This is a genomic window from Aeromonas sp. R2-1 (assembly GCF_040908425.1).
In the GTDB taxonomy this organism is placed as follows: Bacteria; Pseudomonadota; Gammaproteobacteria; order Enterobacterales; family Aeromonadaceae; genus Aeromonas; species Aeromonas caviae.
The window spans coordinates 187,839-210,375 of sequence record NZ_JBFODR010000036.1 but is presented as its reverse complement, the minus strand read 5'-3'; the positions used below and the strand labels follow the sequence as shown (position 1 = coordinate 210,375).

Here is a 22,537-nt window from a genome sequence, read left to right as displayed (position 1 = left end):
TGAATCGCCCCTACTTTCCTAGACACCTCAAGAGCCTCAAACTGAGGTCAATCAGGAGGTGTTATGAGCAAGCAGCAACGTTACACGGAAGAATTCAAACTGGCCGCCGTCAAGCAGGTGACTGAGCGCCATTACCCAGTGGCAGAGGTCGCTGAGCGACTTGGTGTTTCCAGCCACAGTCTTTACGCCTGGATCAGGCGCTACAGCCAGCCCGCCGTGCAGCAACAGCATGACTCCAGCCAGCAAGCCGAAATTCGGCGCCTCAAGGCTGAACTGCGCCGCGTCACCGATGAGCGAGATATCTTAAAAAAGGCCGCCGCGTACTTTGCCAAGCTGTCAGGGTAAGGTACGCCTTCATCCGGGTGCACGCGTCCACACATCCCATCCGCCGACTGTGTCGGATGATGAATGTCCACCCGAGCGGTTATTACGCCTGGCAGCACCAGCCTTTATCTGCCCGCGCACTTGAAGACCAACGCCTCCTGGGCCAGATCAAGCAATGTTGGCTAGAAAGCGGGGGCGTCTATGGCTATCGCAAGATCCGGGATGACCTGCGAGAGATGGGCGAGACCTGTGGGAAACACCGGGTGGCGCGATTAATGCGTCATGAAGGTTTGCGTTCACAAACCGGTTATCGTCGCCGTCCCGGTCATTATGGTGGCCGGCCAACGGTGGTTGCACCGAATCATCTTGAACGCCAGTTCGATGTGACTGAGCCAAATAAGGTCTGGGTAACGGACATCACTTATATTCGAACCCATGAAGGCTGGCTCTATCTGGCCGCGGTATTGGATTTGTTTTCACGACAAGTCATTGGTTGGTCAATGGGGCCACGGATCGACCGAGAGTTGGCCATCAGCGCGTTACTGATGGCAGTGTGGCGACGGCGACCCGAGCAGGAAGTGCTGGTTCATTCTGACCAAGGGAGCCAGTTTAGCAGCTATGACTGGCAGGATTTTTTGCGGGAGCACCGGCTCAAGGCCAGCATGAGCAGACGTGGCAATTGCCATGATAACGCGGTGGCGGAGAGTTTCTTCCAACTCCTCAAACGCGAGCGGATCCGACGTAAAACCTATGCAGATCGGGAGGAGGCCCGGCAGGATGTGTTCGATTACATTGAAATGTTTTACAACCCCAAGCGTCGGCACAGTTTCAACAATGGGCTATCGCCAGTAGAGTGTGAAAAGCAATATTTCGAACGGCTCAAAAGTGTCTAGAGAAGCCGGGGCGATTCAGGGTGATATGGTTCCTCCAATGGAACAATCCGTACACAAAGATGGCTGTCCCAAATAAAAACAAAGATGGCTGTCCCAAATAAAAAGAGACCTTATCTTGCTCGGTCCATGGAGAAGGGGGGAGATGACGACGTCCCTTGGAGATCTTTACGAGAGTCGGCAAATATGGGGATCCACCTTTGGCTCGCATGACCAAACCTGATGCCAAGGGGCGGGTTGGCCGATATCTCGAATGGGGGCAGCGTTGGCAATAAATAACAAGGGCGACCAGTTGGTCGCCCTTGTGTGATGGGCAGAAGCGCGGGCTCTGCCTGTGAAGGTGACGGTTATTGCAAATCCGTGCTCAGGCTGGGGGCGCCGAAGTTCACCAGGGTGGCATGGGAATGCTCGAAGTACTGTGACCAGAAGTCACCGAGTGCATCCATGGTCTTGCCGGAACGATAGGCGTGTTTCACCGCGTCGGTCACCAGCCCGGCGCCCGTGACGTAGACGCGAGCGCCTTGCAGATCGGCAAACAGCCCCTTGCTCTTGGCCTGCTTGAGCTCGTCACCGACATTGAGCTGCTTGATCTTGTTGGTGGCATAGAAGCTGGTGTAATCGGAGTGCTCCAGCATGTCCGAAATGAGGAACACGACGCGGTCATTGACGCCTTGCTCGGCCTTCATATCGTCACCCACCTTGCGCAGCGAGTTCATGATCTCGCTCTTGGGGATGTCCTGGCGGGCATCACGCAGTGCTTTCACGAACTGTTTGCCAAAGCCGTTACGAAAGACCTTGGTCTGCGTCGTCAGGCAGGTGTCCAGGCCGCGCAATTTGCGCATGCTGACATCGTCCCGGATCTCCCCTTCCAGCGGCATATCCAGTTGCCCCGCGTAGGCCAGGCGAAGGTATTCGCCAGGCAAGAAGGCGGAGAAGGTATAGAGCTTGACGCGATCGCCAGCCTGCACGAAGCGCTCTATCTGCCCCCAACTGCTGCGTTGCAGATCGTCAGGCATCGGAATGGTCTGGTCGATGATGACCACCAGTTCGCGACCGGTGCCCGCAGGCTTGATGTCGGTCAGGCCATTGCGCTCATAGCAGCTCTGTATGTCGTTACGCTCGGCCGCCAACGCTGCACAAGGCAGTGTCAACGCCAGTAGCAATACCTGGGTGATCTTCACGATTAGGCACTCTGCTTGGTGGGAAAGAGGCCCAGGGTCTTGAGGGCCATCTGCTGTTCACGGATATCACGCAACTGCGCTTCGTCCACCCCCAGTGCGCGGCTGGCTGCTGCCAGACTCTCTTCGGGCAGGCCAGTGACATCATGGAAATCGGCGGCCTTGACGGCAGCGCCGGTCTGGCCGGGGGCATCAGTGGTGGGCGGGAGAGCCGCCTCTGCGTGCGCAACAGCCGGTTGTACGGCGGGTGCCGGCTCGGCTTGCGCTGCCGGTGCGACCTGGGGGGCCGCCTGAGGGGCCGGCTTGGGCGGCACGGTGCCTGCCTTGTACTCGATAAAGGCCAGGAAATTGCGATGGGCGGATTTCTCCCCTTCCAGCGCCCCCAGCACACCCGAGTTGGTATGGTCACGGCTCGACAACAGGGTCTGCAAGCGGCGGAGCTTGTCATCGGCATGGCTGGCAATGGCGGTGCGTTGCTGGTCCATCGCGTCCAGCATCTCTTCGGCGGTCGCGTATTCGTGTGTCAGACGCCAGGCTGTTTTGGAATGGGTGCCCGCAAAGTGGTATTTGCTGGCAAGCCAGATGCTGATCCCCTGGATGGCGATGTAAATGAGCGACAGCATGACGTAGGTGGTCAGACTGGCCTCACGGATGGCCTGCATCTTGTCTTCGATGGTGGCCTCTTCCGCCTCGTTGTTGATGGCTTGAGACTCTTCCGGCAGATCAAACGGCGACCCCATGCTGCTGTCACTCTGTGCCGTTGTTTCGGCGCGCATGTTGTTGACCATCTCGGTTTCGATGCTGTCGAGGGTGGCTGAACGCACCACGAAGGCGCCCACGGCCATGCAGGCAACAAACGAAGCACAGACAATCAGCCAGACAAACTTGCGGCTGACACCTGAATTCACGTCTTTCAGGCGGGCCAGCAGCTGCTCGTAGTCAGGTTTGTCAGAGTCCGAGAAGGAGTCTTCCAGATTGATGGCCTTGTTTGCCTTGAGGGTACGGGAGCGTTTTGAGGGCTCTTCCCCTTGCCACCAGTGACGCGCCCGGGCGATCAGGCTGTTGTGATGCAGGGAGTGCCCGGCCACTTCAGCCAGGAATGCGGATGCAACGGCGAGCAGCAGAGCCGTCGCGGCTGCCAGCAGGTGGCGGTCATTGGTGGAGGCATCCATGTTCATCCAGCCTGCCAGCACGTAGGCAAAGCCCATTGCCTCGACCAGCACCAGCACCAGCACCAGAGCAAGCACCCACGCCGGGCGCGGGGAGCGGCCGGCCTCTCCTGCCTTGGCAAGGTAGTCGAGGGAGGCGTTGTAGGCATCTGTCCCCTTTAAATGCTTCTTGTATTCGCGGTAGTACACATTCGACAGGGTCACTTCATGGTTGATCCAGCCATCGCCATCGACCGAGGCTGGCTTGCGGGCGAGACGGGCCACTGTGCCGATCAGCGGCAGGCTGTGCCATACCCGGATCAGGAAGTAGGAGACATGCTCCCAATGCCGCCACACCACCACGGCGCTGACGAGGAATGAAACAATGCCAACGGTCAGCATCTGGTTGGCGAGGATCAGCGTCTTGAGCGCTGCCAAAGAAAAGTCTTCCACTAAGTTTCTCCGTTTTCTTATTTGGAATGGGTGGCGGGAATGGGCATGTACGAAGCGACATAAGCCTCGGAACCTGCCGGGTAGAACAGGGCTCCCTGGCTGACCTTGGCGTTGCCTTTGCTGAACACGAGGTCCATGCAGGACACCGACGCCTTGGGATCGCTGGTGAAGACGCGGTATAGCACCTCACTCTCGCCCTCATAGGTGTTGGCCACCGCCTTGAGGGTCTGGGGCTTCTTCTGATTCGAGGATTTGTAACCCTGAACGACTTGCAGAATCGGTTGACGATCGACCTGGGCGTTGTCACGCAAGATGGAAACCGGAGAGACAGTCACCAGGTGGCCGTTGACGGTATTGGCCCAGACGCGATTGTTATAGCCGGGCATGTACTCCTTGGTGGCATGGCGCGGGAGAGGCTTGTCGTCTGCCATGCTCAGTACTTGGCCTGCACTGCGTGGCTTATCTGCCTCACAGCTCGACATCGGCATGTCGCTTGCGTATGCGCTGCTGATCAGTGCAAAACCACTCGCCTTGGGTTTGATGTTCTGAGCCATGTTCCACTGATAGGTGCCGGCAGGCTTGCCGCCGAAGTCCACTGCGGCCTTGGCATCGGGCAGGGCCTTGGTCGTGCTGGTGTTTGAGGCGCTCTGCTTGGCGGCGGGTTGGCGAGGGGCGGTTTGCGACGTGGCTGCCACCTTGCTTGAACCGCTTGCGGACTGAGTCGCCGGTTTGGTCGCCGCCACACGCGGTTTGGCGGTGTCGGAAGCCCCGTAACGCAGATAGCGGGTGTTGTTCTCTTCGGATTGGGCCCGCATGACCAGAGCCTGCTCGTTCGCCAGTTCTACAATTTCGACCCGGCGATTCTGACCGCGAAGCAAGGGGTCGCTGTTGTCTGCGATGGGACGCGACGAACCTGCACCTTGATAGTAAATGGAAGAGGCCGGGATCCCCGATGCGACCAGGACCTTGCCGACGGCTCGCGCACGTTGCTCGGAGAGTCGCAGATTGAGTTCTGCAGGGCCGGTGGCGTCACTGTGGCCGACGAGGAGGATACGGCGCTGATCCGAGGCGTCTGCGGCTGCGGGTTTGGCATAGAGCTGGGCCAGTTTCGTGACCACGCGCAGGCCGCTTTCTGTGAGCTGGGCAGAACCACTCGAGAACATGCCGGAATCGGGGATCTGGGCCACAAGGCCGGCGTCCTGAGGGACACCGGCCACTGCGGCTGGCTCGGCAACGGTCAGCTTCTCGGTCGCGATGTTGAGATTCTCTTCCTTTGCTATCCGGTCAAGCTCTTGTAGCCTGGACTGCCACATATAGCCTGCCGCGCAGCCCAGCGCCCCACCGAGGGCAACCCCCGCGACAGCCCCTTTTTTCCCGTTGATGGCGTAGCCCGCAGCCCCTCCTGCAATCATGCCAGCCCCACAAAGCACCGGCATGCCGTAATCCTTGCCGATATCATTGACCGTGGATTTGAAATTCTGCATCTGCTGAGAGCTGCAACCCACGGCGGCAATCAATACACAGCTGAGAGGTGCAAGACGAAACGATTTATCCATAGCGATTCCTTGCCATTTATATTTAATAGCGAGATTCAGACATGCCAGTGAGGCCAGAGAAAAGCGTCTTCGGGCGGAGTGAAATATCGACACTTGCTGACATAAAAGATATTAGCGCGGGCTGATGTTTAATATCGGCGCCAGGCGTGATCATTCTCGCAAGCGGCTGTGTCTGATATGTCCTGAGTGTCAGAAGAGGCAATTATCTATGCGGTTCAATAGGTATCGAGTGGCTATGATAAGCCAAACGAGCCTGATCATGCGAGTGGAAAAGTGATGCAACCATAGGAAAAACATCAACTTTCCAATATCTTTGCCCATCTCACCGACGCTGAACACAAAGAGGGTTATTGTGACGCTCTTGTGATTTGTGAAAGACGCAGGCCGATTATCGCTATTGAGGATGAGGGCTGTTGGGGGAAGTATGTGGTTGCCCCCACTGACAGTGCTGGCGAAATAATGTTCATGGGCAGAATAACGTCTGGCAGCCCGTTTATATAATGGATTAATTGTCGATAAATATGTCTGATAACAGTTTATAGAGTGGGGCACAGGCAGTGCGAAGCATTGCAAGACCTCTGTTGAACGCATTGCTTGATAATATTGTCGAAAGGGTTTGGTCAGGAGCAATCAGATGGCGATAACAACGCGATCCCGAAGAGAGAAGGTAGGCAGCGGACTCGGGCTGGTGATGGGGCTCATCGCCTTTAACCTGATCGTGCCCCTGCTTCCGGTTGCAACAGAGATGTCGGATATGACCCGGATGATAGGAGCCATGGTCAGCGCCATGCTTTGCGCCGAGCTGGGCGCCAGGATTGGCAAGTGGCGGGATGCCAAAGAGCAGGCCGGACCGGCAGAGTAACTTGACGTGAGAAGAGCGCCAATCGCCTGAGTGCGGCGGTGTGTGCGGGTGTAACAGGCAGGGCGACAGTTGTCGCCCTGCCTGTTTTGCTATCGCGGTTTACCGCTCAAGCGCCGCGCCGCCGGGGGTCGCTTCGATGGAGGAAGGTGGCCAGGGTGTCGCGGGGCGATGCCGCATTGCACCAGAAGGCGCCTGGAGCGAGATGGCGCCAAGGCTGGATCTGCGAGGGAAATCCTGAGATCGTGCAGGCAGTTATCTGGTTATCCCCCTGAGAGGAGTGCCCATGCGCATTGCCCTGATTGGCCTTGGCGATATCGCCCGGAAGGCCTATCTGCCGCTGCTTGCAAACGACGAGCGAGTCACCCCGCTGCTCTGTACCCGGAGTCCCTCGGTGCTCGGCGAACTGGCGCGCCAGTACCGGATTGGCGAGTGTTTTACCGAGGTCGATGCGCTGCTGGCGAGCCGACCTGATGCGGTGATGATCCACGCTGCCACCGCCGTGCACGGCAAACTGGCGGAGCTGTTCCTGCGTGCCGGCATTCCTACCTTTGTGGACAAGCCGCTGTGTGACAACGCAGGAGAGGTGGAGGCGCTCGCCAATCTCGCCATCGCCAGGGACTGCCCGCTGTTTGTGGGCTTCAACCGTCGCTATCTGCCCGCCATGGCCGCCGCACGAGACCAGCCGCTGACCGAGCTCCATTGGCAAAAGCACAGGCACGCCCTGCCAGGGGCGCCTCGCCAGTTTCTGTTCGACGACTGTATCCATGTGCTCGACAGCCTCTGCTGTTATGGCGGCGAGCCGGACGGGGAGCTGCATGCGGTGCTGCGACGCAGCAGTGAGCAGCCCGAACTGCTGGCCGGGGTGAGCGTCGCCTGGCAGAGCGGGCAGATGGCAGTGAGCGGCAGCATGAATCGCAGCGCCGGCATGACCGAGGAGCGCATCGATGCCTATGGCGACAACCTCTCATTACATATCGAGAACTGCACCCGTGGCCTGCTTGCGCGAGACAACACAGTGCAGACCCTGGCACCGGGCGACTGGCAGCCCGTGCTGGCGAGCCGAGGCTTTGTCGCCATGCTTGAGCACTGGTATGGTCAGATTGACGTCGGGCGGGCAGACGGGGCGCTGGTCGAGAGCTACCTGCAAAGCCATCGACTGGCAGAGCGCCTCGTCGCCCTGGCAAAGGGATGACCCGGAGGCAAGGGGCTGGTGACACCGGCAGGCATCACTGGCTAGAGAAGCGGCAGAGCACTGTATGAGATGGTGGCTCCTTGCGCAGTCAGCCGTGAAAGGTGCCAGCGAGCGAGCCAAGCGAAGGCGGGTTTGTTATCTTGGCGGCCATCAAGAGCTGCAGGGCAAGAGATCGCAATGAAGAAGGTGTCGAAGATGAGATGGCTGACCGCAGTGGGCGGGGTATTCCGTTCATGAGCATCATTCTGGGGATCGATCCCGGTTCGCGCATCACCGGTTACGGGGTCATTCGCATCGTCGCGGGCAAGGCGGAATATCTGGGATCGGGCTGCATCCGCACCGATCTGGGGGAGCTGCCGTCTCGCCTGAAGCAGGTCTATGACGGGGTGAGCGAGATCATTACCCAGTTCAAGCCGGACGAGTTCGCCATCGAGCGGGTCTTTATGGCGCGCAACGCGGACTCGGCCCTGAAGCTCGGCCAGGCCCGTGGCAGCGCCATCGTCGCGGCGGTCAATGCCCTGCTGCCGGTGAGCGAGTATTCGGCCACCCAGATCAAGCAGGCGGTTGTGGGCACCGGTGGCGCCGCCAAGGAGCAGGTGCAGCACATGGTGACTCATCTGCTCAAGCTCTCTGCCACCCCCCAGGCGGATGCGGCGGATGCCCTCGGGGTGGCGCTCTGCCACTTCCACACCCGTCAGAGCCTCATTCGCATGGCCGGGCGGGCCAGCGGATCGGTGCGCGGCCGTTATCGCTGATCCCCGGGGGAGGGCTTCTGGTGTTGGCAGGGGAGCTGCTGGCAAAATCGCTGGTCGGGTCACAATCTGTCGCGTCCCTCGATGGGACTCCCATGGAGAAGCGCACCGAGCGGGTGAATATCTTTCTACTTTATCAATAACTTGTGACATTCATCACATATCCGCGATGAATCGGGTCGGTTTCGTCTTGCTCCGCCACACTCCCATAATATGGCGCCTGTTCAATAACAGTGTCCGTATGAGCCTTTCAGGTTCGCGTGTTAGTCATCATGGGAGAGACAAGAGTGAAACCTTTTGCTGCTGAATTTATGGGAACCTTCTGGCTGGTGCTGGGGGGCTGCGGGAGCGCCGTGCTGGCTGCCGCCTTCCCCAATGTGGGGATCGGCCTGCTGGGCGTCGCCCTGGCGTTCGGCCTGACTGTGCTGACCATGGCCTATGCCATCGGTCATATCTCGGGTTGCCACCTGAACCCGGCCGTGACCGTCGGGCTCTGGGCTGGTGGTCGCTTCCCGGCCTCCAACGTGCTGCCCTACATCGTGGCCCAGGTGCTTGGTGGGATCGTGGCAGGTGGCGTGCTCTATGTCATTGCCAGCGGGCAGGCGGGTTTTGATGTGAGCGCCGGCTTTGCTTCCAACGGCTATGGCGAGCATTCCCCCGGCGGTTACAGCCTGCTGGCCGCACTGGTGTGTGAAGTGGTGATGACCGGTTTCTTCCTGTTCGTCATCATGGGCGCCACCGACAGCCGTGCACCGGCCGGGTTTGCTCCCATCGCCATCGGTCTGTGCCTGACCCTCATCCACCTCATCAGCATCCCGGTGACCAACACCTCGGTCAACCCGGCGCGCAGCACTGGCGTGGCGCTTTTTGTCGGTGACTGGGCCGTGGGCCAGCTCTGGCTGTTCTGGGTTGCCCCCATTGTCGGTGCCATTCTGGGTGCATTGGCCTATCGTGTGATCGCCACGAAAGAGTGATGTGTTGCTAGTTAACGTGTGGTATCGACACGCCCCCGGGCGTGTTTTTTTATGCCTGAAGGAATACCGGGCAGGGCGCCATGCCAACGATAGGGTACGGCATGATCACAGTCCCTTGGCGCTCAGCATCTCTTTGTAGCGCTGATGCAGCAACTTGACCCGTTCCACATAGGCACGGGTTTCGGCATAGGGCGGTATGCCGCCGTGTTTTTGCACCGCACCGGCGCCTGCATTGTAGGCGGCGGTGGCCAGGGCCACGTTGCCGTCATACTGCTTGAGCAGACCCGCCAGGTATTTCACCCCGCCAAAGATGTTCTGCTCCGCCAGCAGGGCGTTGCCGACCCCGAGCTCGCGCGCCGTGGCGGGCATCAGCTGGGTCAGTCCCATGGCGCCCTTGCGGGAGACGGCCAGAGGATTGAAAGCGGACTCGGCATGGATAAGTGCCCGGATGAGAGCAGGCTCGACCTGATAAGCCTTGGCTGCCGCCTGTATGGTGCTGGTGTAGTCATAGAGGAAGAGGCCTGTCGTGCGCCAGTTGACCTTGGACGCCGGATCGCAGGCATAGCAGTCGTTGAACAGCAGCAGTTCGTAGTGACCCTGCTCCGGCATCATGTCGGAATAGCGTATGACCCCGTTCTTTTGTACCGACTTGTAGACCTGGATCTGACGGCTTGCAGGCTTAGCGGGTTCAGGGGAGGGGAGCGGCGCCGTGGTGAGCGCCACGGTACGCGGCGTGGGAACCGGGGAGGAGACAGCCGTCTCCGGGGTCAGGATCACCACCTCTGCCGGCGGCGGTATCTGAGCCGGGGCTGCGTGGGAAAACAGCGGCATCATGCCCAGCAACATCCATGCTTTCAACGGCTTGCTCCTTAAGCCTCGTTAGCCACGTTGAGTAAAGCATTCGGGATGGCGCAGAACAAGTGCCCGTGAACAGGGGAGGCTGGAAATGTGATGGCAGAGGGACGTCCCACCTGAGTGCTCACTCAGGACAAGGGGCGCGGCTCATGGCGTCAAGGGACGGATGATCGCAACCTCGTCTTTTCCATCGAGTTATTGGCTTTTTTGTAAGTTAAAGGCGTGTTATCTTGCTGTTGCTCCACTCTGGTCTGATCTCTTCGTGGAGCCAGCGAGCGAGCAGGAGAGGGCCGGTATGGCCAGAGCGAAATGGGCATGACAAGCAGGCGAGCGATGGAGCTCAGATTCGAAGAGTACTGTGATGCGGATCTTTCCCTCATCAGAGACTATTACGAGACGACGTTTTCCCACTATGTGCCGGATTTGGCAGAACGGATTTTTGTGGTCCGTGACGCGCACTGGCTGGTGGGGGCGGTGCGCCTGCGCGATGAACAGGATTATTACCACTTGTGCGGCTTTCGTCTGCTCCCTCACTACCAGTCCCTGGGGCTGGGGTCCCGCCTGCTGCAGCATGCCTGCCGCGATCTTTCCGACAAGCCCGTGATCTGTCACGCCCTGCCGTTCGAGAAACCCTTCTACCTCAAGGCGGGATTTGACCACCTTCCCCTGCATGAACTCGACGGGCCCCTCCACTCTCTCTATCACCAGCAGCACGAACAGGGTTACCAGATCGAGCTGCTGGTGCGTCAGGCGAAGGCGCCTGTTTTCAACTGACGTCTTATTGGGGTTTGGTCAGCAGGTGGATCTTGCCTGGTGACAGCTCCAGCCCCAGCAGATTTTCCTTGAGCCAGGCCTGATTGGGATCCTTGTCATCCAGCTTGTAGACAGGTTGGGTCTCCAGCCGTTTCTCCATGCTCTGCAGCAGCATCCTCAGCATGAAACCAAACTTCTGTTCCGCCGCGGCAGGCTCCAGCTTGTAATCGATGAGCTTCATGTTGTCGAGGAAGAGCGCACTCTTGGCCTTGTCGTAGCGGGGCCTCGCCTCATAGGTCATGTTGAGGCGCGCGTCGTACTCGGTCTGATCCGGGAGCGCGATTTTCAACTTGCCTTTGCCAAACACCCTGGCGGTATCCGGGCTCTGGCGACCAATCTGCACATCGCTCTGCTCGAGTTGCACATGGGCCTTGATGATGCCGGGCAATTCCAGCTGTTTGTCCACTTGCACCTGGGACTGCAGGTACTGATTTATCTGCTGCTCATTGATGTCATATGAGCCTTGACCTAGCATGGCCAGACTCAGCAGCATAGATTGCAGGATCATGCTAACGACCTGATAGAATGGGTGTGCCCCATAGCATACCATCCCGACCCTGTGGGGTCTGCCCGTGCCATCTGTCCAATACACCAAGGAGTCGCCTTGCTCGACGGTCTGGAATACGACATTCAGTTGCTGTTTTCCCGCTTTCTCGGCTGGTTGTTGCTGTTGTTTCACACCGTGATCGTGGCTGGGATCTCCCTGCGGGTGGTGATGAAGCGACGTCCCATCGGGGTATCCCTCGCCTGGTTGGCCCTCATCTATGCCATCCCCTTCGCCGGGGTCGGTTTCTACGTGCTGTTTGGCGAAATTCGCCTCGGCCGCAAGCGGGCGGAGCGGGCCCAGGCCATGTACCGTCCTTACGCCATCTGGATCCGCCAGCTCGCGCGCCTCTTCCCCCAGCACTGCTGCGAGGTGGGCAGCAAGGCACGCCCGCTCCACGATCTGATCCAGGGGCGCTTGGCCATGCCCATGCTCTCGGGTAACCGGATGACCCTGCTGCACAAGCCCAAGAGTATCGTAGAGGAGATAGTGCGCGACATCCGGGGCTCCTCCCAATCCTGTTATCTGGAGTTCTACATCTGGCACCCCGGCGGGGATGTGGACGAGGTGTGCGAGGCGTTGATGGAGGTGGCGGCACGCGGCGTGGATTGTCGTGTCTTGCTCGACTCCATCGGCAGCAAGACCTTCTTCCGCTCCTCCTGGCCCAAAACCTTGCGCGCCGCCGGCGTTAAAGTCGTGGAAGTGTTGCCGGTCGGCGCCTGGCGAATCCCCTTCCAGCGCCAGGACTTGCGCATGCACCGCAAGCTGGTGGTGATCGATGACAAGGTTGGTTATACCGGCTCCATGAACATGGTGGATCCCCGTTTCTTCAAGCAGGATGCCGGGGTCGGCCAGTGGGTCGACATCATGATCCGGGTGCAGGGCCCCGTGGTGCCGTTGATGTGGTCCACCTTCGTCTGGGACTGGGAGATGGAGACCGGCGAGCGGCTGCTCGACAGTCTGCAACATGAGCCGGAAGCCTGGCCACAGACCAACTATCGGGCCCAGCTCATTCCCTCCGGCCCCTTCGTCGGTGGTGACTGTATCCAGCAGAGCCTGCTGCTCGCCATCTACCAGGCTCGTCACCATCTGGTGCTGACCACCCCCTATTTCGTGCCGGACGATCCGCTGGCTGCGGCCCTCTCTTCGGCGGCGGCCCGCGGCGTGCTGGTGCAACTGGTGCTGCCTGCGCGCAACGACTCCCTGATGGCGAACCACGCCAGCAACTCCTTCATGGAGGATCTGCTGGCGGCAGGAGTGGAGATATATCGCTATGATGCCGGGCTGCTGCACACCAAGAGCGTGCTGGTGGACGATGATTTCGCTCTGGTGGGCACGGTCAACCTCGACCGGCGCAGTCTCTGGCTCAATTTCGAGATCACCCTGCTCATCGACAACCCGGTGTTTGTCGCCGAGATGAACCAGCTGGTGCAGGGCTACATGCTGGAGGCGACCCCCATGTCACTGACCAGGTGGCGTGCCCGCCCCTGGTACAAAAAATTGCTTGAGAACATCTTCTACCTGTTCAGCCCCCTGCTGTGACAGCCAGAGCGTGGACCCCAAGCCGTTGTCTGGCTTGTGTTGATGCCCATCCTCCCCGTAGAGTGCGCCCATGCACCCGCCATTGAACCATTGTGGAGAAACAGAACTGATGAAGAAAAAAGTGGCCTTGGCCGTCGGAGCCGTGTTGGTGGTGGGAGGGCTTGGCGCCTGCTGGTACACGGGCAATACGTTCGACCGGATCCTGGCCGAGCAGATCGCCAGGGCGCAGCAGGAGAGCGGGATCGAAGTCACCTGGAGCCCAGAGACGGAGAATCTGTTTACCCGCGACGGCGTACTCAAGGTGGTGGTGCCGCCCCAGACGCTGGCGAGTTTTGATCCCCAACTGGCGGGAAGCGAACCCATCGAGATGCAGTTCGCGTTCAACAGCCGCCTGTTGCCGCTCTATATCAAGAGTCACCTCCAGCTTGATACCGCACAGGGCACGCTGGCGCCCATTCTGACCTCCCTGGGGATGCAGCAGTGGCAACTGGGGGCAGAATCGGCGAGCAGCCTCTGGACCATGAGCAACAGCTCCCGCTTCTGGGTGAGTGACTTCAAGGTCAAGGAGGGGCTCAACGAGTTCACCTTCCTGCCCTTGAACGGCGACTATCGCGGGGATCTCGACGGCAATGGCCATCTCACCGCCCACTGGTTGGGGATGACGGTCCACGATGCCCAGAGCAAGACAGATCTGGCCTTGGCGGATCTCAAGGGCAGTGCCGACATGGCCGAGATCAGCGGCCTCTGGCTCTCTCCCCGCAGCGATGCGACCCTCACGGCCTTCTCCCTGACCCAGCCGGGGAACGTCAAGATCACGCTGGAGGGGCTGACCACGGCCACCGAGCTGGCGGGGGACGATCTTCAGACGCTCTCCACTCGCTATCAGATGAAGGTGGCGACCCTCAACATGGAGAGCGAGGAAGACCGGCTCGCGCTGACCCAGGGAAATCTGGATCTCTCCCTCAAGGGGCTGGATCTCGAGGGGTATCAGACGCTGCAAGAGGCCAGCAGCAAACGGGTGGATGAAGCGGCCATCCAGGAAGCGCTGGACAAGATGCTCCAGAGAGGGGCCACGCTGGAACTGGCGGATCTGAGTGCGCGATTGAACGGTGAGCCTGTCAGCCTGCAAGGGGAGGCCAAGCTGGCGCCCACCACCCTGGCACAGTTGATGGGCAGCGAGGAGGGGATGCAGGCACTCTCCGGTCTGCTGCATGCTCACCTTGGGGAGAAGCTGGGCCAGGCCGTTCCCCAGTTGGCCCCCATGCTGGAGCAATTCACTGCCATGGGATATCTGAAGGCGCAGGAGTCACAGCTTCAGGCCGAGCTCAAGCTCGACAAAGGGGCCGTGACCGTTAATGGCCTGCCGCTGCACCCGTGAGTGCCGCGCAATGAAAAGGCTCCCTCGGGAGCCTTTTTTCTGGGGGCGCGCAACCGCTTATTTGAACACGACGGTCTTGTTGCCGTAGACGAAGACCCGCTCGTTCAGCACCAGTTCCAGCGCCCGGCTCAGCACGGATTTCTCCACGTCGCGTCCGGCCTTGGCCATGTCATCGGCACTGAAGGTGTGATCGACGTGGATCACGTCCTGCTCGACGATGGGGCCTTCATCCAGATCGTCGGTGACGAAGTGGGCGGTAGCACCAATCAGCTTGACCCCGCGGTCGAAGGCCTGACGATAGGGGCGGGCGCCGATGAAGGCAGGCAGGAAGGAGTGGTGGATATTGATGATCTTGCGCGGATAGGCTTCGACGAAGCTTGGGGTCAGCACACGCATGTATTTGGCCAGGATGACGTAATCCGGCTGGTAGCCATCGATGAGCGTGCGCACTTGCTCCTCATGCTCGGTGCGGCTGAGATCCTCGTGGCTCACGCAGTGGAAGGGGATGTCGAACTTGCCGGTCAGCTCGGCGAGGGTGTCGTAGTTGCCGATGACCGCGACGATGTCCATGTCCAGGGCGCCGGCATAGTTCTTCATCAGGATGTCGCCGAGGCAGTGAGTCTCCTTGGTCACCAGGATGACGATGCGCTTCTTGCCCGCCTTGACGAGACGACGCTGGGCGCCGGCAGGCAGGGCATCATCGAGGTCGGCCAGCAGGGTCTCGTCGTTGAAGCGCCCTTCCAGCTCGGTGCGCATGAAGAAGCGGCCGTTTTCGTGATCCACGAACTCGTCGTTCTTGTTGATGTTGAGCTGGTGCTTGTAGCAGATGTTGGTGATCTTGGCGATGAGACCCTTGGCGTCGGGGCAATCGGTCAGCAGTATTTTCTTTTCCATCTCTGTCATGATTCCGTTTGTGATGTTGGCACCCGGTCTGCGCGGGCGCGCGCGTTTTTGCTGGCACTATGCCACAAACGAAATCAGAAAGGACAGCGCGCCGTGTATCGGGTGGTGCTCGCGCGAAAATTGCCGTGCAGCCAGCACCCGGTTTGTCTTTGATGGGTTTTTGGCTGGCATCCTGCGTCTTTTTTCTTTAGGCTGTCTGCGCTTATTCTCAGGGCGGGGCGAAATTCCCCACCGGCGGTATCCCGATGTGACTCGGGGAGCCCGCGAGCGCCCGACCCGGCATTCATCCGGGACGGGGTCAGCAGATCCGGTGAGATGCCGGAGCCGACGGTCATAGTCCGGATGAAAGAGGATAAGACAGATATTGCTGGCCAGACCCTGCCGGGTTGGCCGCCGCATGGCTACTTCTGTCTGCCTTTCCATGCCCTGATTCTGGTCCTTGTCTTTTTTAGGAGTCTTACCATGAATCAGTCTCTACTCAGTGAATTCGGTGATCCCATTGCTCGCGTCGAAGCCGCGCTGGCCGCCCTGCGTGCCGGTCAGGGTGTGCTGGTGGCCGATGATGAAGATCGCGAGAACGAAGGCGATCTCATCTTTGCCGCAGAAACCATGACCAACGAGCAGATGGCCATGATGATCCGCGAGTGCTCCGGCATCGTCTGCCTCTGTCTGACCGACGAGCGGGTTCGCCAGCTCGAGCTGCCGATGATGGTGGAGGCCAACTCCAGCCACTATCAGACTGCCTTCACCGTGACGATTGAAGCGGCGCAGGGGGTGACCACCGGGGTGTCCGCCGCCGATCGCATCACCACCATCCGCGCGGCCATCGCCGACGGCGCCCGGCCCTCCGATTTGCATCGACCCGGCCATGTCTTCCCGCTGCGCGCCCGTACGGGTGGGGTACTGACCCGCCGTGGTCACACCGAAGCGACCGTCGATCTGATGCAGCTCGCCGGGCTTAAACCTTATGGAGTTTTATGCGAGTTGACCAAGGAAGATGGCTCCATGGCCAGGTTGCCGGACCTGGTGGCCTTCGGTCGTCAGCACCGGATGCCGGTCCTGACCATCGAAGATCTGGTGCAATATCGTCAATTGCTGTCAGAACGTTCAGCCTGAGCCTCATACGAAATTGTAATAAGCCCAAATTTTGGTTACGCTTTGTGCGAACCTCATCCAGGGACACTCATTTTTGCTTAAAGTTTGTACGGAAAGTGTGCAACTAAAAAAAAATGAGGGTTTTAACGCATTTATCTGTGATGAGGCCTATCCAAACTATGATTTTTTTGTGCCATAATCACGCCGCTTGCTAAACGTCTGGCGAGTTAAAGGGAGCTTTTAAAAATGAAAAAAATGTTGTTGGTAGGTGTTGTTGGTCTGTCCGCTCTGCTGGGCGGTTGTGCAAACACCAGCGAACTGGAAACTTCCGTTCAGAATCTGTCTAACAAAGTTGACCAACTGGCTCAAGATGTTAGCGCTGTTCGTGCTGATCAGTCCAAGATCGCTGCTGATGTTGCAGAAGCCAAGCAAGAAGCTATGCGTGCTAACCAGCGCATCGACAACATGGCTACTTCCTACAAGAAGTAATCCATGCGAAAAAATGGCGCATTTCAATGCGCCATTTTTTTTGCCTGAAATTCGTCAAATACCCGCTTTTTTTCCCGCTAATATCCGCCTGACAAGGCAATGCCGACGAATCGGCATCCCCTCATCTGATTTTCCTGTCGCTCAATAGAGCAGGCTGTAGAGCTTGCGACGATAACTCTGCGCTGCAGGGTGCGCACCCATGGTTGCTAGCACATCGAGATAGATCTTCTTGGCATCGCCAAAGGCGAGATCACGTTTGAGGATGGTGAACAACAGGGCCAATGCCTCCTCTTGTCTACCAACCTGGCTGTAGAGCACCGCCAGCTCCTGGGCGAGGGCATGGTCATCAGGCTGTTCAGCGTGGCGCAGCTCCAGGGCGCGCAGCTCAGGACTGTCGCTGGCCTGCAGCGCCAGCGAGAGGCGGGAGCTCAGGGTCTGGTAATGATCATCCTGTGCCACCATGGGGATGGTCGAGAGCAGGCTCTGCGCCTCGTCAAGGAGATTGAGATCCAGCGCGGCCTGTATCAGCCAGAGCGTGATGTCGTGACGCTCGGGGGCGAGGCGATGGGCCTGGCCAAGATGGGTGTGCGCCACATCGGCTTGCCCGTTCTCCAGCGCCTGCTTTGCCTGATCGAGCAGCAACTCCTCCTCTTTGGGGGCAAAGGCGGCGAAATACTGGCGCAATGTGGCTTCATCCTGCGGCCCTTCCAGAATGGCCTGTTCATCCGGGCGCCCCTGATGGAACAGCACCAGCGCGGGCAGTGCGCGCAGGGCAAGCTGGCTGGCCAGAGGCTGCAACTGGGGGTCGTTCATGTCGACTTTGGCAAGGGTCACCGCTGCATTGGCCGGGCCGACCAGCGCTTCCACTTGCGGGGTCATGGCCTGGCACTCCGGCATCTGGGGGGCGTGGAAATAGATGACGACCGGCTTTTTCATGGACGCATCGAGCAATTCTGCGTGGAAGTTCTGGGGAGTGATGTCGACGATCATGAGGCTGACTCTCGAAAAATGGTGTGGATCAACATGGGGTCCAGCGGGGTGGAATTCAAGCGCGCATCCAGCAGATGGGCATCGACCCGGCGAGTCGGGGCAGCCAGGCTGAGCCATCCGCTGCCCGCGGGCCAGTCGCGGATTTCATAGTGGCGATTGTCGAGGTGATTATTGAGCTGCCATGCCTGCTCCGGAAGGAAGCTGATCTTGTCGAGTCCGGCGGCAATGCCGTCGCCATGCGCCTTGAGCACAGCTTCCTTGCGAGACCATAGCCGATAGAAGGCCGAATGTTGCTCCTCTAGGGGCTGGGCGCTCAACCATTGGTATTCGCTTGGCGCATAGAAGCGTTTGGCCAACGACAGTATGGGGCGGTCACGCAAGCCCATCTCGATGTCCACGCCAAGGGGGCCCTCCTCACAGAGGGCGATCACCAGCCACTCTCCGCTGTGGCTGAGGTTGAACTGCCAGCAATGACTGAGCAGTGTCGGCTTGCCATGCGCACCGATGCCAAAAGTCAGGGCATCGGCCCGGCAGTGGAGTCGCTCGGCCAGCAGGCGGCGCAGCAGCACCCGGCCGAGCAGGTACTCATGCTGGCGACCCGCCTGGTGGATCTCGTGCCAGTGACGGCGTTCATCCGGGGCGAGTTCGGATGCCAGCCTGATCACTAGGTCTGCATCGACGCTTGCCGTATTTAACAAATAGAGATCCGCAGATAGCATAATATTTCACTTAAAAATGGGGGTGAAATAGCGATAACAGTCCGTTTGATGCGCTCAAAACCGATGCTTTCAAGATTGTATATTGTTTGGGCATGATCACATAAATTGCGCTAAACAGAGCATTTCCTTGCAAAAATGTGAGGTCGATTGGGATTTTCGCTTGCCTCGATAGAATTCTTGGATATAGTCGGGTGCTGTTGCCTTATAAATTGCCCTTTCGGGCTGCATTTTAACAAGTTTCACTCTTTTTGCGGGGATAAAGGATTGCGCCACCTGATGCTACTGCTGGTCGCGCTCGGAATGGTGGGTTGTGCATCGGCACCCCAACCCGAGGTCGCGAGCAAGATCGAGGTTTCCATGATGGAACCCGTGATTGAACCCGAAGTTTCACCAACCCCTGACGTCAACGAAATCCTGACCGTATACAAAGAGTGGCGCGGCGTTCCTTACCGGATGGGAGGCAGCAGCCAGCGAGGCATCGATTGCTCCGCCTTCGCCCGTGAAGTGTTCCGCAATGCCGTCGGCATCGAATTACCCCGTGATACCCGCTCCCAGGTCCATGAAGGCACCCGGGTTTCCAAACAGGATCTGGTCGAAGGAGACCTGGTCTTCTTCAAGATCAACCGCCGCCTCAATCACGTGGGCATCTATGTCGGCAATGGCGAATTCATCCATGCCTCCACCCGCGCCGGGGTGACGCGCTCCAAGCTCGACAGCAGTTACTGGCGCAGCAAATTCTGGCAGGCACGCCGGATAGACATCTGAGTCAGGCTGGACAAACGGCTCGCAGTACGGACTGTTTTTCCAACCTCACTTGAACCGGGCCCTCAGGGCCCGGTTTTTTATGACCCTCGTTTAGACTTTCCCTGGTCGACTCTCTATAGTGTGGCCCCCTTGATCCTCGGCAGGTCCAGCATGACACCCCAGCAGAAAACCGGATTGCACCCGCGCAATCGCCATCAGGCACCCTACGACTTCGACGCGCTCTGCCAGCGTACCCCGGCGCTGACCCCTTTCGTGTTCACCAACGAGCACGGCACCCGAACCCTGGACTTTGCCGATCCGGCCGCCGTCAAGACGCTCAACCGGGCATTGCTGGCACTGCACTATGGCATTGCGCATTGGGATCTGCCCCCCGGCTATCTCTGCCCGCCCATTCCGGGCCGGGTAGACTACCTGCATCGAGCCGCGGATCTGCTGGCCGAGAGCGCGGGATGCGTACCGACGGGCAAGCAGGTTCGAGTGCTGGATGTCGGTGTCGGGGCCAACTGCATCTATCCCTTGCTAGGCGCCCGGGAGTATGGCTGGCGCTTCGTGGGCTCAGACATCGATCCTGTGTCGGTGAAGGCGGCAACCCTGCTGGCCACCAGCAATGGATTGGGCAACCAGATCACATGCCGTCATCAGGGTAACCCCAAGCATGTCTTTCGCGGGATCCTGGGGCCGCAAGAGCATTTTGCCCTCACTCTGTGCAACCCGCCGTTTCATGCTTCTCTGGCGGAAGCGAGCAAGGGGACGGAACGCAAGCTGCGCAACCTGGGCAAGGGCCAGGCAGTGGCCGGGGCGCCCGTGCTCAATTTCGGCGGTCAGAAGGCCGAGCTCTGGTGCGAGGGGGGCGAGGCGGCGTTTCTGGCGGCCATGATAGAGCAGAGCAAGGAGTTTGCCAGCCAATGCCTCTGGTTCAGCTCGCTGGTGTCGAAAAAGGAAAATCTGCCTGCCGCACGAAAGGCGCTGGCTCGGGTGGGGGCGCGGGAGGTTCGCGTGCTCGACATGGCGCAAGGCAATAAGGTGAGCCGGATCCTCGCCTGGAGTTTCCTGGACGATGGGCAGCGCAAGAGCTGGTGGACCGCCCAGGGGAGATGATCGAGGACGGGGCTCAGTGGCGACACGGGCCCCGTCTCTTTTTCAGATCAGATGTTGATTCGTTTGCAGCCTTCCATTCAATCGTTTTCCTGCCCGTGTTTGCTCGCATGTTAGTGACCACTCTCGCGCCTGGTACAGGTGTACGCCGAGATTTTTTTGTACTTGCTGATGAAACTTTCATAAAATAGGACTGGTTAGACCTCTTTACAGGCTTTGAATCGAATAGGGATCGGTAAATGAAAGTTGTCGATTTTCTGAAGCACAAGCGCGAAATTCTGGCGCAACACCCCTTTGAGCTCAAGGATTGGCTCTCTCCGGCGATCCGCGACTACTGGCGTGAGTTTCAGCAAAAGGCACACCTTCACCCCTTGCTGGGAAGAGTGCTGGATCTGCAGGGGGAGTCCCAGGATGCCCGCCAGCAAGAGGCTGCCAGAGTCACCCAGGTCGCGAATGGCCAGCCTGCCCTGGCGCAGGATCCCGTGGTGGAGCTCGAAGGCGAAGCGGCGGCACTCTATGCCGAGTTGCAGACCCGCATCGGTGAAGAGACCCATGTAGGTGAGTGGTTGCAGGTCACCCAGGCGTTGATCAACCAGTTCGCGACCGTGACCGGCGATCATCAGTGGATCCACACCGATCCCGAGCGTGCGGCAGCCGAGTCTCCCTTCAAGACCACCATTGCCCACGGCTTCCTGACTCTGGCCCTGCTGCCCCAGTTGACCGGTTCGGTGGACGAGAGCACGCCGGAGTTCCCGACCGCTCGCATGGTGGTGAATTTCGGCCTGGAACAGGTCCGCTTCCCTTATCCTATCAAGGTGGACAGCAACATCCGTGCACGTACCAAGCTGTCGCGTGTCACGCCCATCAAGGGAGGCATCGAGCTCCTCAAGGAGATCAAGATAGAGATCGAGGGGATCCGTCGCCCTGGCTGCGTCATCGAGTCGGTCACCCGGATCTATTTCTGACGCGCTCGTCTTGCGTCCATGAACACAGGCCCACTTCGGTGGGCCTGTGTCGTTTCTGGCGGGTCAGAAACTCGCCCCCAGGGTGATGAGGTGACGCCACTCCTTCTCGCTCACATCCATGTTCAGGCCATGGTAGTCGAGCCAGGCATCGTCCCAATCCAGTTCGCTTGACCAGGAGAGACGCAAATGATCGCTGAAGTAATACCTGAGGCCCAGGCTGCCGCTGACGGACTGCTTTCTGGTCAGATAGGGGGATGGTTGATCGACGAATTTTTCATAACTGCCCTTGCCAAACAGCTCGAACTTCTCATCCCAGAGTGTCAAGGGCTGCCGGTAGTCCCACCCCAGGCTGACGAAGGGATAATTGATGATCCTGTCGTCAAACAGGTCTGAGTTGCTCCACACCTCCGGCCTGAAATAGGCCCGCTCCAGGCCGAGCTGGCTGATGATCTCCAGCCGGCGTTGTCTGTCATTCCAGAAGCGGTAGCCGGGACCGGAGGCATAGTCAATCTCCAGATAGCCTGCCTCGATCATGTTGTAATCGATGTCGACGGAAGATCGCAGGAACCAGTGATCGTCGAAGAAAAAGTCGAGCTTGGGTTTGAGCTTGTATTCGTGGCTGTCGGTGATGTTGTTCGCCGTTTCGTAGATGTACTCGCCATCCAGGCTGTAACGCCAGTCCAGATTGGCAAACTCGGTGGAGACCTTGAGATTGACGTTGTTGGTCTTCTTGGTGTTCTCCTTGAGCTTGATGTTGAGATCCCCGTTCCCTGTCAGCAGCCAGGCATTGGCCTCGTCAGGAGAGTCCAGCAGGGGGATCCCCGTCTTGGTGAGCGGCTTGGGTTTCTCCTGCTTGTCCAGACGCCATCGTTTGATGGCGCGGCGCGGGACCGTCATGGCCTGACTGTAGGCGGGCTTGATGCGGATCTGCTCGTCCGTGATCTCCTCTATGGTCCCGCTCACTCGATCGCCGTTGTGCATCCAGAGGATGTCCGCCATCGCCGCGGAGCCAGGCAGCAGAAGCAACAGGCAAACCACATGACTGATTCTGTTCA

22 protein-coding genes and 1 riboswitch are annotated in these 22,537 nt (G+C 59.1%); of the genes, 13 read left to right on the top strand and 9 right to left on the bottom strand.

Annotated features, from left to right (window positions below):
• The first annotated feature begins 63 nt into the window (after positions 1 to 63).
• Positions 64 to 1,217 (top strand): IS3-like element ISAeca4 family transposase gene (locus tag AB5Y80_RS14230; RefSeq protein ID WP_139739419.1). Its coding sequence is split into 2 segments (ribosomal slippage): positions 64 to 301 and positions 301 to 1,217, totalling 1,155 coding nucleotides; the frame shifts between segments, so codons are not numbered across the junction.
• Between the two features lie 344 nt (positions 1,218 to 1,561).
• On the opposite strand, the gene AB5Y80_RS14225 is transcribed toward AB5Y80_RS14230, so the two are convergent.
• Genes AB5Y80_RS14225 through AB5Y80_RS14215 form a run of 3 tightly spaced genes read right to left on the bottom strand, consistent with a single transcriptional unit; the run spans position 1,562 to position 5,549 of the window.
• The gene (locus AB5Y80_RS14225) at positions 1,562 to 2,395 is read right to left on the bottom strand and encodes a hypothetical protein (protein ID WP_042017295.1); all 834 of its coding nucleotides are present in this window, start codon (positions 2,393 to 2,395) and stop codon (positions 1,562 to 1,564) included.
• Positions 2,396 to 2,397: 2 nt separating this feature from the next.
• Positions 2,398 to 3,993, bottom strand: a complete 1,596-nt coding sequence (locus tag AB5Y80_RS14220) for a hypothetical protein (protein ID WP_368173091.1) — start codon at positions 3,991 to 3,993, stop codon at positions 2,398 to 2,400.
• A 17-nt stretch (positions 3,994 to 4,010) separates the two neighbouring features.
• The gene (locus tag AB5Y80_RS14215; RefSeq protein ID WP_368173090.1) at positions 4,011 to 5,549 is read right to left on the bottom strand and encodes an OmpA family protein; all 1,539 of its coding nucleotides are present in this window, start codon (positions 5,547 to 5,549) and stop codon (positions 4,011 to 4,013) included.
• 634 nt (positions 5,550 to 6,183) lie between these two features.
• Here AB5Y80_RS14215 and AB5Y80_RS14210 point away from each other — a divergent pair.
• The 4 genes from AB5Y80_RS14210 to aqpZ all read left to right on the top strand — a co-directional run bounded on the left by AB5Y80_RS14210 (position 6,184) and on the right by aqpZ (position 9,329).
• Positions 6,184 to 6,411, top strand: coding sequence for a hypothetical protein (locus AB5Y80_RS14210; RefSeq protein ID WP_182975985.1), 228 nt, complete (start codon positions 6,184 to 6,186; stop codon positions 6,409 to 6,411).
• Between the two features lie 283 nt (positions 6,412 to 6,694).
• On the top strand, positions 6,695 to 7,603 hold the full coding sequence (locus tag AB5Y80_RS14205; protein ID WP_368173089.1) for a Gfo/Idh/MocA family protein: 909 nt from the start codon (positions 6,695 to 6,697) through the stop codon (positions 7,601 to 7,603).
• Positions 7,604 to 7,836: 233 nt separating this feature from the next.
• Positions 7,837 to 8,358 (top strand): crossover junction endodeoxyribonuclease RuvC, encoded by a 522-nt coding sequence (ruvC, locus tag AB5Y80_RS14200; protein WP_010673515.1) that lies wholly within the window; start codon positions 7,837 to 7,839, stop codon positions 8,356 to 8,358.
• Positions 8,359 to 8,642: 284 nt separating this feature from the next.
• A complete protein-coding gene (aqpZ, locus tag AB5Y80_RS14195) occupies positions 8,643 to 9,329 on the top strand; it encodes an aquaporin Z (RefSeq protein WP_010673516.1) in 687 nt (228 codons plus the stop codon).
• Between the two features lie 105 nt (positions 9,330 to 9,434).
• Here aqpZ and AB5Y80_RS14190 read toward each other — a convergent pair whose 3' ends face one another.
• The gene (locus AB5Y80_RS14190; protein ID WP_368173094.1) at positions 9,435 to 10,175 is read right to left on the bottom strand and encodes a lytic transglycosylase domain-containing protein; all 741 of its coding nucleotides are present in this window, start codon (positions 10,173 to 10,175) and stop codon (positions 9,435 to 9,437) included.
• 324 nt (positions 10,176 to 10,499) lie between these two features.
• Between AB5Y80_RS14190 and AB5Y80_RS14185 the strand changes: the two genes are divergently transcribed.
• Complete coding sequence (locus tag AB5Y80_RS14185; RefSeq protein WP_029313989.1) at positions 10,500 to 10,958, top strand: GNAT family N-acetyltransferase; 459 nt, start codon at positions 10,500 to 10,502, stop codon at positions 10,956 to 10,958.
• Between the two features lie 4 nt (positions 10,959 to 10,962).
• Here the strand turns inward: AB5Y80_RS14185 and AB5Y80_RS14180 are convergent, their stop codons facing one another.
• Positions 10,963 to 11,505, bottom strand: coding sequence for a DUF1439 domain-containing protein (locus AB5Y80_RS14180; RefSeq protein WP_042017301.1), 543 nt, complete (start codon positions 11,503 to 11,505; stop codon positions 10,963 to 10,965).
• 96 nt (positions 11,506 to 11,601) lie between these two features.
• Between AB5Y80_RS14180 and cls the strand changes: the two genes are divergently transcribed.
• Complete coding sequence (gene cls / locus AB5Y80_RS14175) at positions 11,602 to 13,083, top strand: cardiolipin synthase (protein ID WP_010673520.1); 1,482 nt, start codon at positions 11,602 to 11,604, stop codon at positions 13,081 to 13,083.
• A gap of 109 nt (positions 13,084 to 13,192) precedes the next feature.
• On the top strand, positions 13,193 to 14,461 hold the full coding sequence (locus AB5Y80_RS14170; protein WP_109422099.1) for a DUF945 family protein: 1,269 nt from the start codon (positions 13,193 to 13,195) through the stop codon (positions 14,459 to 14,461).
• 57 nt (positions 14,462 to 14,518) lie between these two features.
• Here the strand turns inward: AB5Y80_RS14170 and purU are convergent, their stop codons facing one another.
• Entirely contained in the window at positions 14,519 to 15,355 is an 837-nt protein-coding gene (purU, locus tag AB5Y80_RS14165) for a formyltetrahydrofolate deformylase (RefSeq protein ID WP_029313992.1), read from the bottom strand.
• Positions 15,356 to 15,564: 209 nt separating this feature from the next.
• Positions 15,565 to 15,722: riboswitch (FMN riboswitch) on the top strand.
• 104 nt (positions 15,723 to 15,826) lie between these two features.
• Between purU and ribB the strand changes: the two genes are divergently transcribed.
• Together ribB and AB5Y80_RS14155 are read left to right on the top strand one after the other, a co-directional pair.
• Positions 15,827 to 16,480: a 3,4-dihydroxy-2-butanone-4-phosphate synthase gene (ribB, locus tag AB5Y80_RS14160; protein WP_010673523.1), complete on the top strand. Its 654-nt coding sequence runs from the start codon at positions 15,827 to 15,829 to the stop codon at positions 16,478 to 16,480.
• 225 nt (positions 16,481 to 16,705) lie between these two features.
• Positions 16,706 to 16,948, top strand: a complete 243-nt coding sequence (locus tag AB5Y80_RS14155) for an Lpp/OprI family alanine-zipper lipoprotein (RefSeq protein WP_010634682.1) — start codon at positions 16,706 to 16,708, stop codon at positions 16,946 to 16,948.
• A 141-nt stretch (positions 16,949 to 17,089) separates the two neighbouring features.
• Here the strand turns inward: AB5Y80_RS14155 and AB5Y80_RS14150 are convergent, their stop codons facing one another.
• Positions 17,090 to 17,938: a tetratricopeptide repeat protein gene (locus AB5Y80_RS14150; protein WP_041214740.1), complete on the bottom strand. Its 849-nt coding sequence runs from the start codon at positions 17,936 to 17,938 to the stop codon at positions 17,090 to 17,092.
• Entirely contained in the window at positions 17,935 to 18,657 is a 723-nt protein-coding gene (locus tag AB5Y80_RS14145; RefSeq protein WP_301481309.1) for a 4'-phosphopantetheinyl transferase superfamily protein, read from the bottom strand. The genes AB5Y80_RS14150 and AB5Y80_RS14145 overlap by 4 nt, the downstream gene beginning before the upstream one ends.
• 276 nt (positions 18,658 to 18,933) lie before the next feature.
• On the opposite strand from AB5Y80_RS14145, the gene AB5Y80_RS14140 reads away from it, so the two are divergent.
• The 3 genes from AB5Y80_RS14140 to AB5Y80_RS14130 all read left to right on the top strand — a co-directional run bounded on the left by AB5Y80_RS14140 (position 18,934) and on the right by AB5Y80_RS14130 (position 21,482).
• On the top strand, positions 18,934 to 19,422 hold the full coding sequence (locus tag AB5Y80_RS14140; RefSeq protein ID WP_039039319.1) for a C40 family peptidase: 489 nt from the start codon (positions 18,934 to 18,936) through the stop codon (positions 19,420 to 19,422).
• Between the two features lie 150 nt (positions 19,423 to 19,572).
• Entirely contained in the window at positions 19,573 to 20,520 is a 948-nt protein-coding gene (gene rlmF, locus AB5Y80_RS14135) for a 23S rRNA (adenine(1618)-N(6))-methyltransferase RlmF (RefSeq protein ID WP_323911873.1), read from the top strand.
• A gap of 236 nt (positions 20,521 to 20,756) precedes the next feature.
• Entirely contained in the window at positions 20,757 to 21,482 is a 726-nt protein-coding gene (locus AB5Y80_RS14130; protein WP_010673529.1) for a MaoC family dehydratase, read from the top strand.
• Positions 21,483 to 21,545: 63 nt separating this feature from the next.
• Here the strand turns inward: AB5Y80_RS14130 and AB5Y80_RS14125 are convergent, their stop codons facing one another.
• On the bottom strand, positions 21,546 to 22,529 hold the full coding sequence (locus AB5Y80_RS14125; protein ID WP_368173093.1) for a DUF481 domain-containing protein: 984 nt from the start codon (positions 22,527 to 22,529) through the stop codon (positions 21,546 to 21,548).
• Between the last annotated feature and the right edge of the window lie 8 nt (positions 22,530 to 22,537).

Excerpts from the sequence above, each read along its gene's own strand:
- AB5Y80_RS14215 (WP_368173090.1), bottom strand. The coding sequence starts at position 5,549 with ATGGATAAATCGTTTCGTCTTGCACCTCTCAGCTGTGTATTGATTGCC.
- AB5Y80_RS14210 (WP_182975985.1), top strand. The coding sequence starts at position 6,184 with ATGGCGATAACAACGCGATCCCGAAGAGAGAAGGTAGGCAGCGGACTC.
- AB5Y80_RS14205 (WP_368173089.1), top strand. The coding sequence starts at position 6,695 with ATGCGCATTGCCCTGATTGGCCTTGGCGATATCGCCCGGAAGGCCTAT.
- ruvC (WP_010673515.1), top strand. The coding sequence starts at position 7,837 with ATGAGCATCATTCTGGGGATCGATCCCGGTTCGCGCATCACCGGTTAC.
- AB5Y80_RS14190 (WP_368173094.1), bottom strand. The coding sequence starts at position 10,175 with ATGTTGCTGGGCATGATGCCGCTGTTTTCCCACGCAGCCCCGGCTCAG.
- AB5Y80_RS14185 (WP_029313989.1), top strand. The coding sequence starts at position 10,500 with ATGACAAGCAGGCGAGCGATGGAGCTCAGATTCGAAGAGTACTGTGAT.
- AB5Y80_RS14180 (WP_042017301.1), bottom strand. The coding sequence starts at position 11,505 with ATGATCCTGCAATCTATGCTGCTGAGTCTGGCCATGCTAGGTCAAGGC.
- AB5Y80_RS14170 (WP_109422099.1), top strand. The coding sequence starts at position 13,193 with ATGAAGAAAAAAGTGGCCTTGGCCGTCGGAGCCGTGTTGGTGGTGGGA.
- purU (WP_029313992.1), bottom strand. The coding sequence starts at position 15,355 with ATGGAAAAGAAAATACTGCTGACCGATTGCCCCGACGCCAAGGGTCTC.
- ribB (WP_010673523.1), top strand. The coding sequence starts at position 15,827 with ATGAATCAGTCTCTACTCAGTGAATTCGGTGATCCCATTGCTCGCGTC.
- AB5Y80_RS14155 (WP_010634682.1), top strand. The coding sequence starts at position 16,706 with ATGAAAAAAATGTTGTTGGTAGGTGTTGTTGGTCTGTCCGCTCTGCTG.
- AB5Y80_RS14150 (WP_041214740.1), bottom strand. The coding sequence starts at position 17,938 with ATGATCGTCGACATCACTCCCCAGAACTTCCACGCAGAATTGCTCGAT.
- AB5Y80_RS14145 (WP_301481309.1), bottom strand. The coding sequence starts at position 18,657 with ATGCTATCTGCGGATCTCTATTTGTTAAATACGGCAAGCGTCGATGCA.
- AB5Y80_RS14140 (WP_039039319.1), top strand. The coding sequence starts at position 18,934 with ATGCTACTGCTGGTCGCGCTCGGAATGGTGGGTTGTGCATCGGCACCC.
- rlmF (WP_323911873.1), top strand. The coding sequence starts at position 19,573 with ATGACACCCCAGCAGAAAACCGGATTGCACCCGCGCAATCGCCATCAG.
- AB5Y80_RS14130 (WP_010673529.1), top strand. The coding sequence starts at position 20,757 with ATGAAAGTTGTCGATTTTCTGAAGCACAAGCGCGAAATTCTGGCGCAA.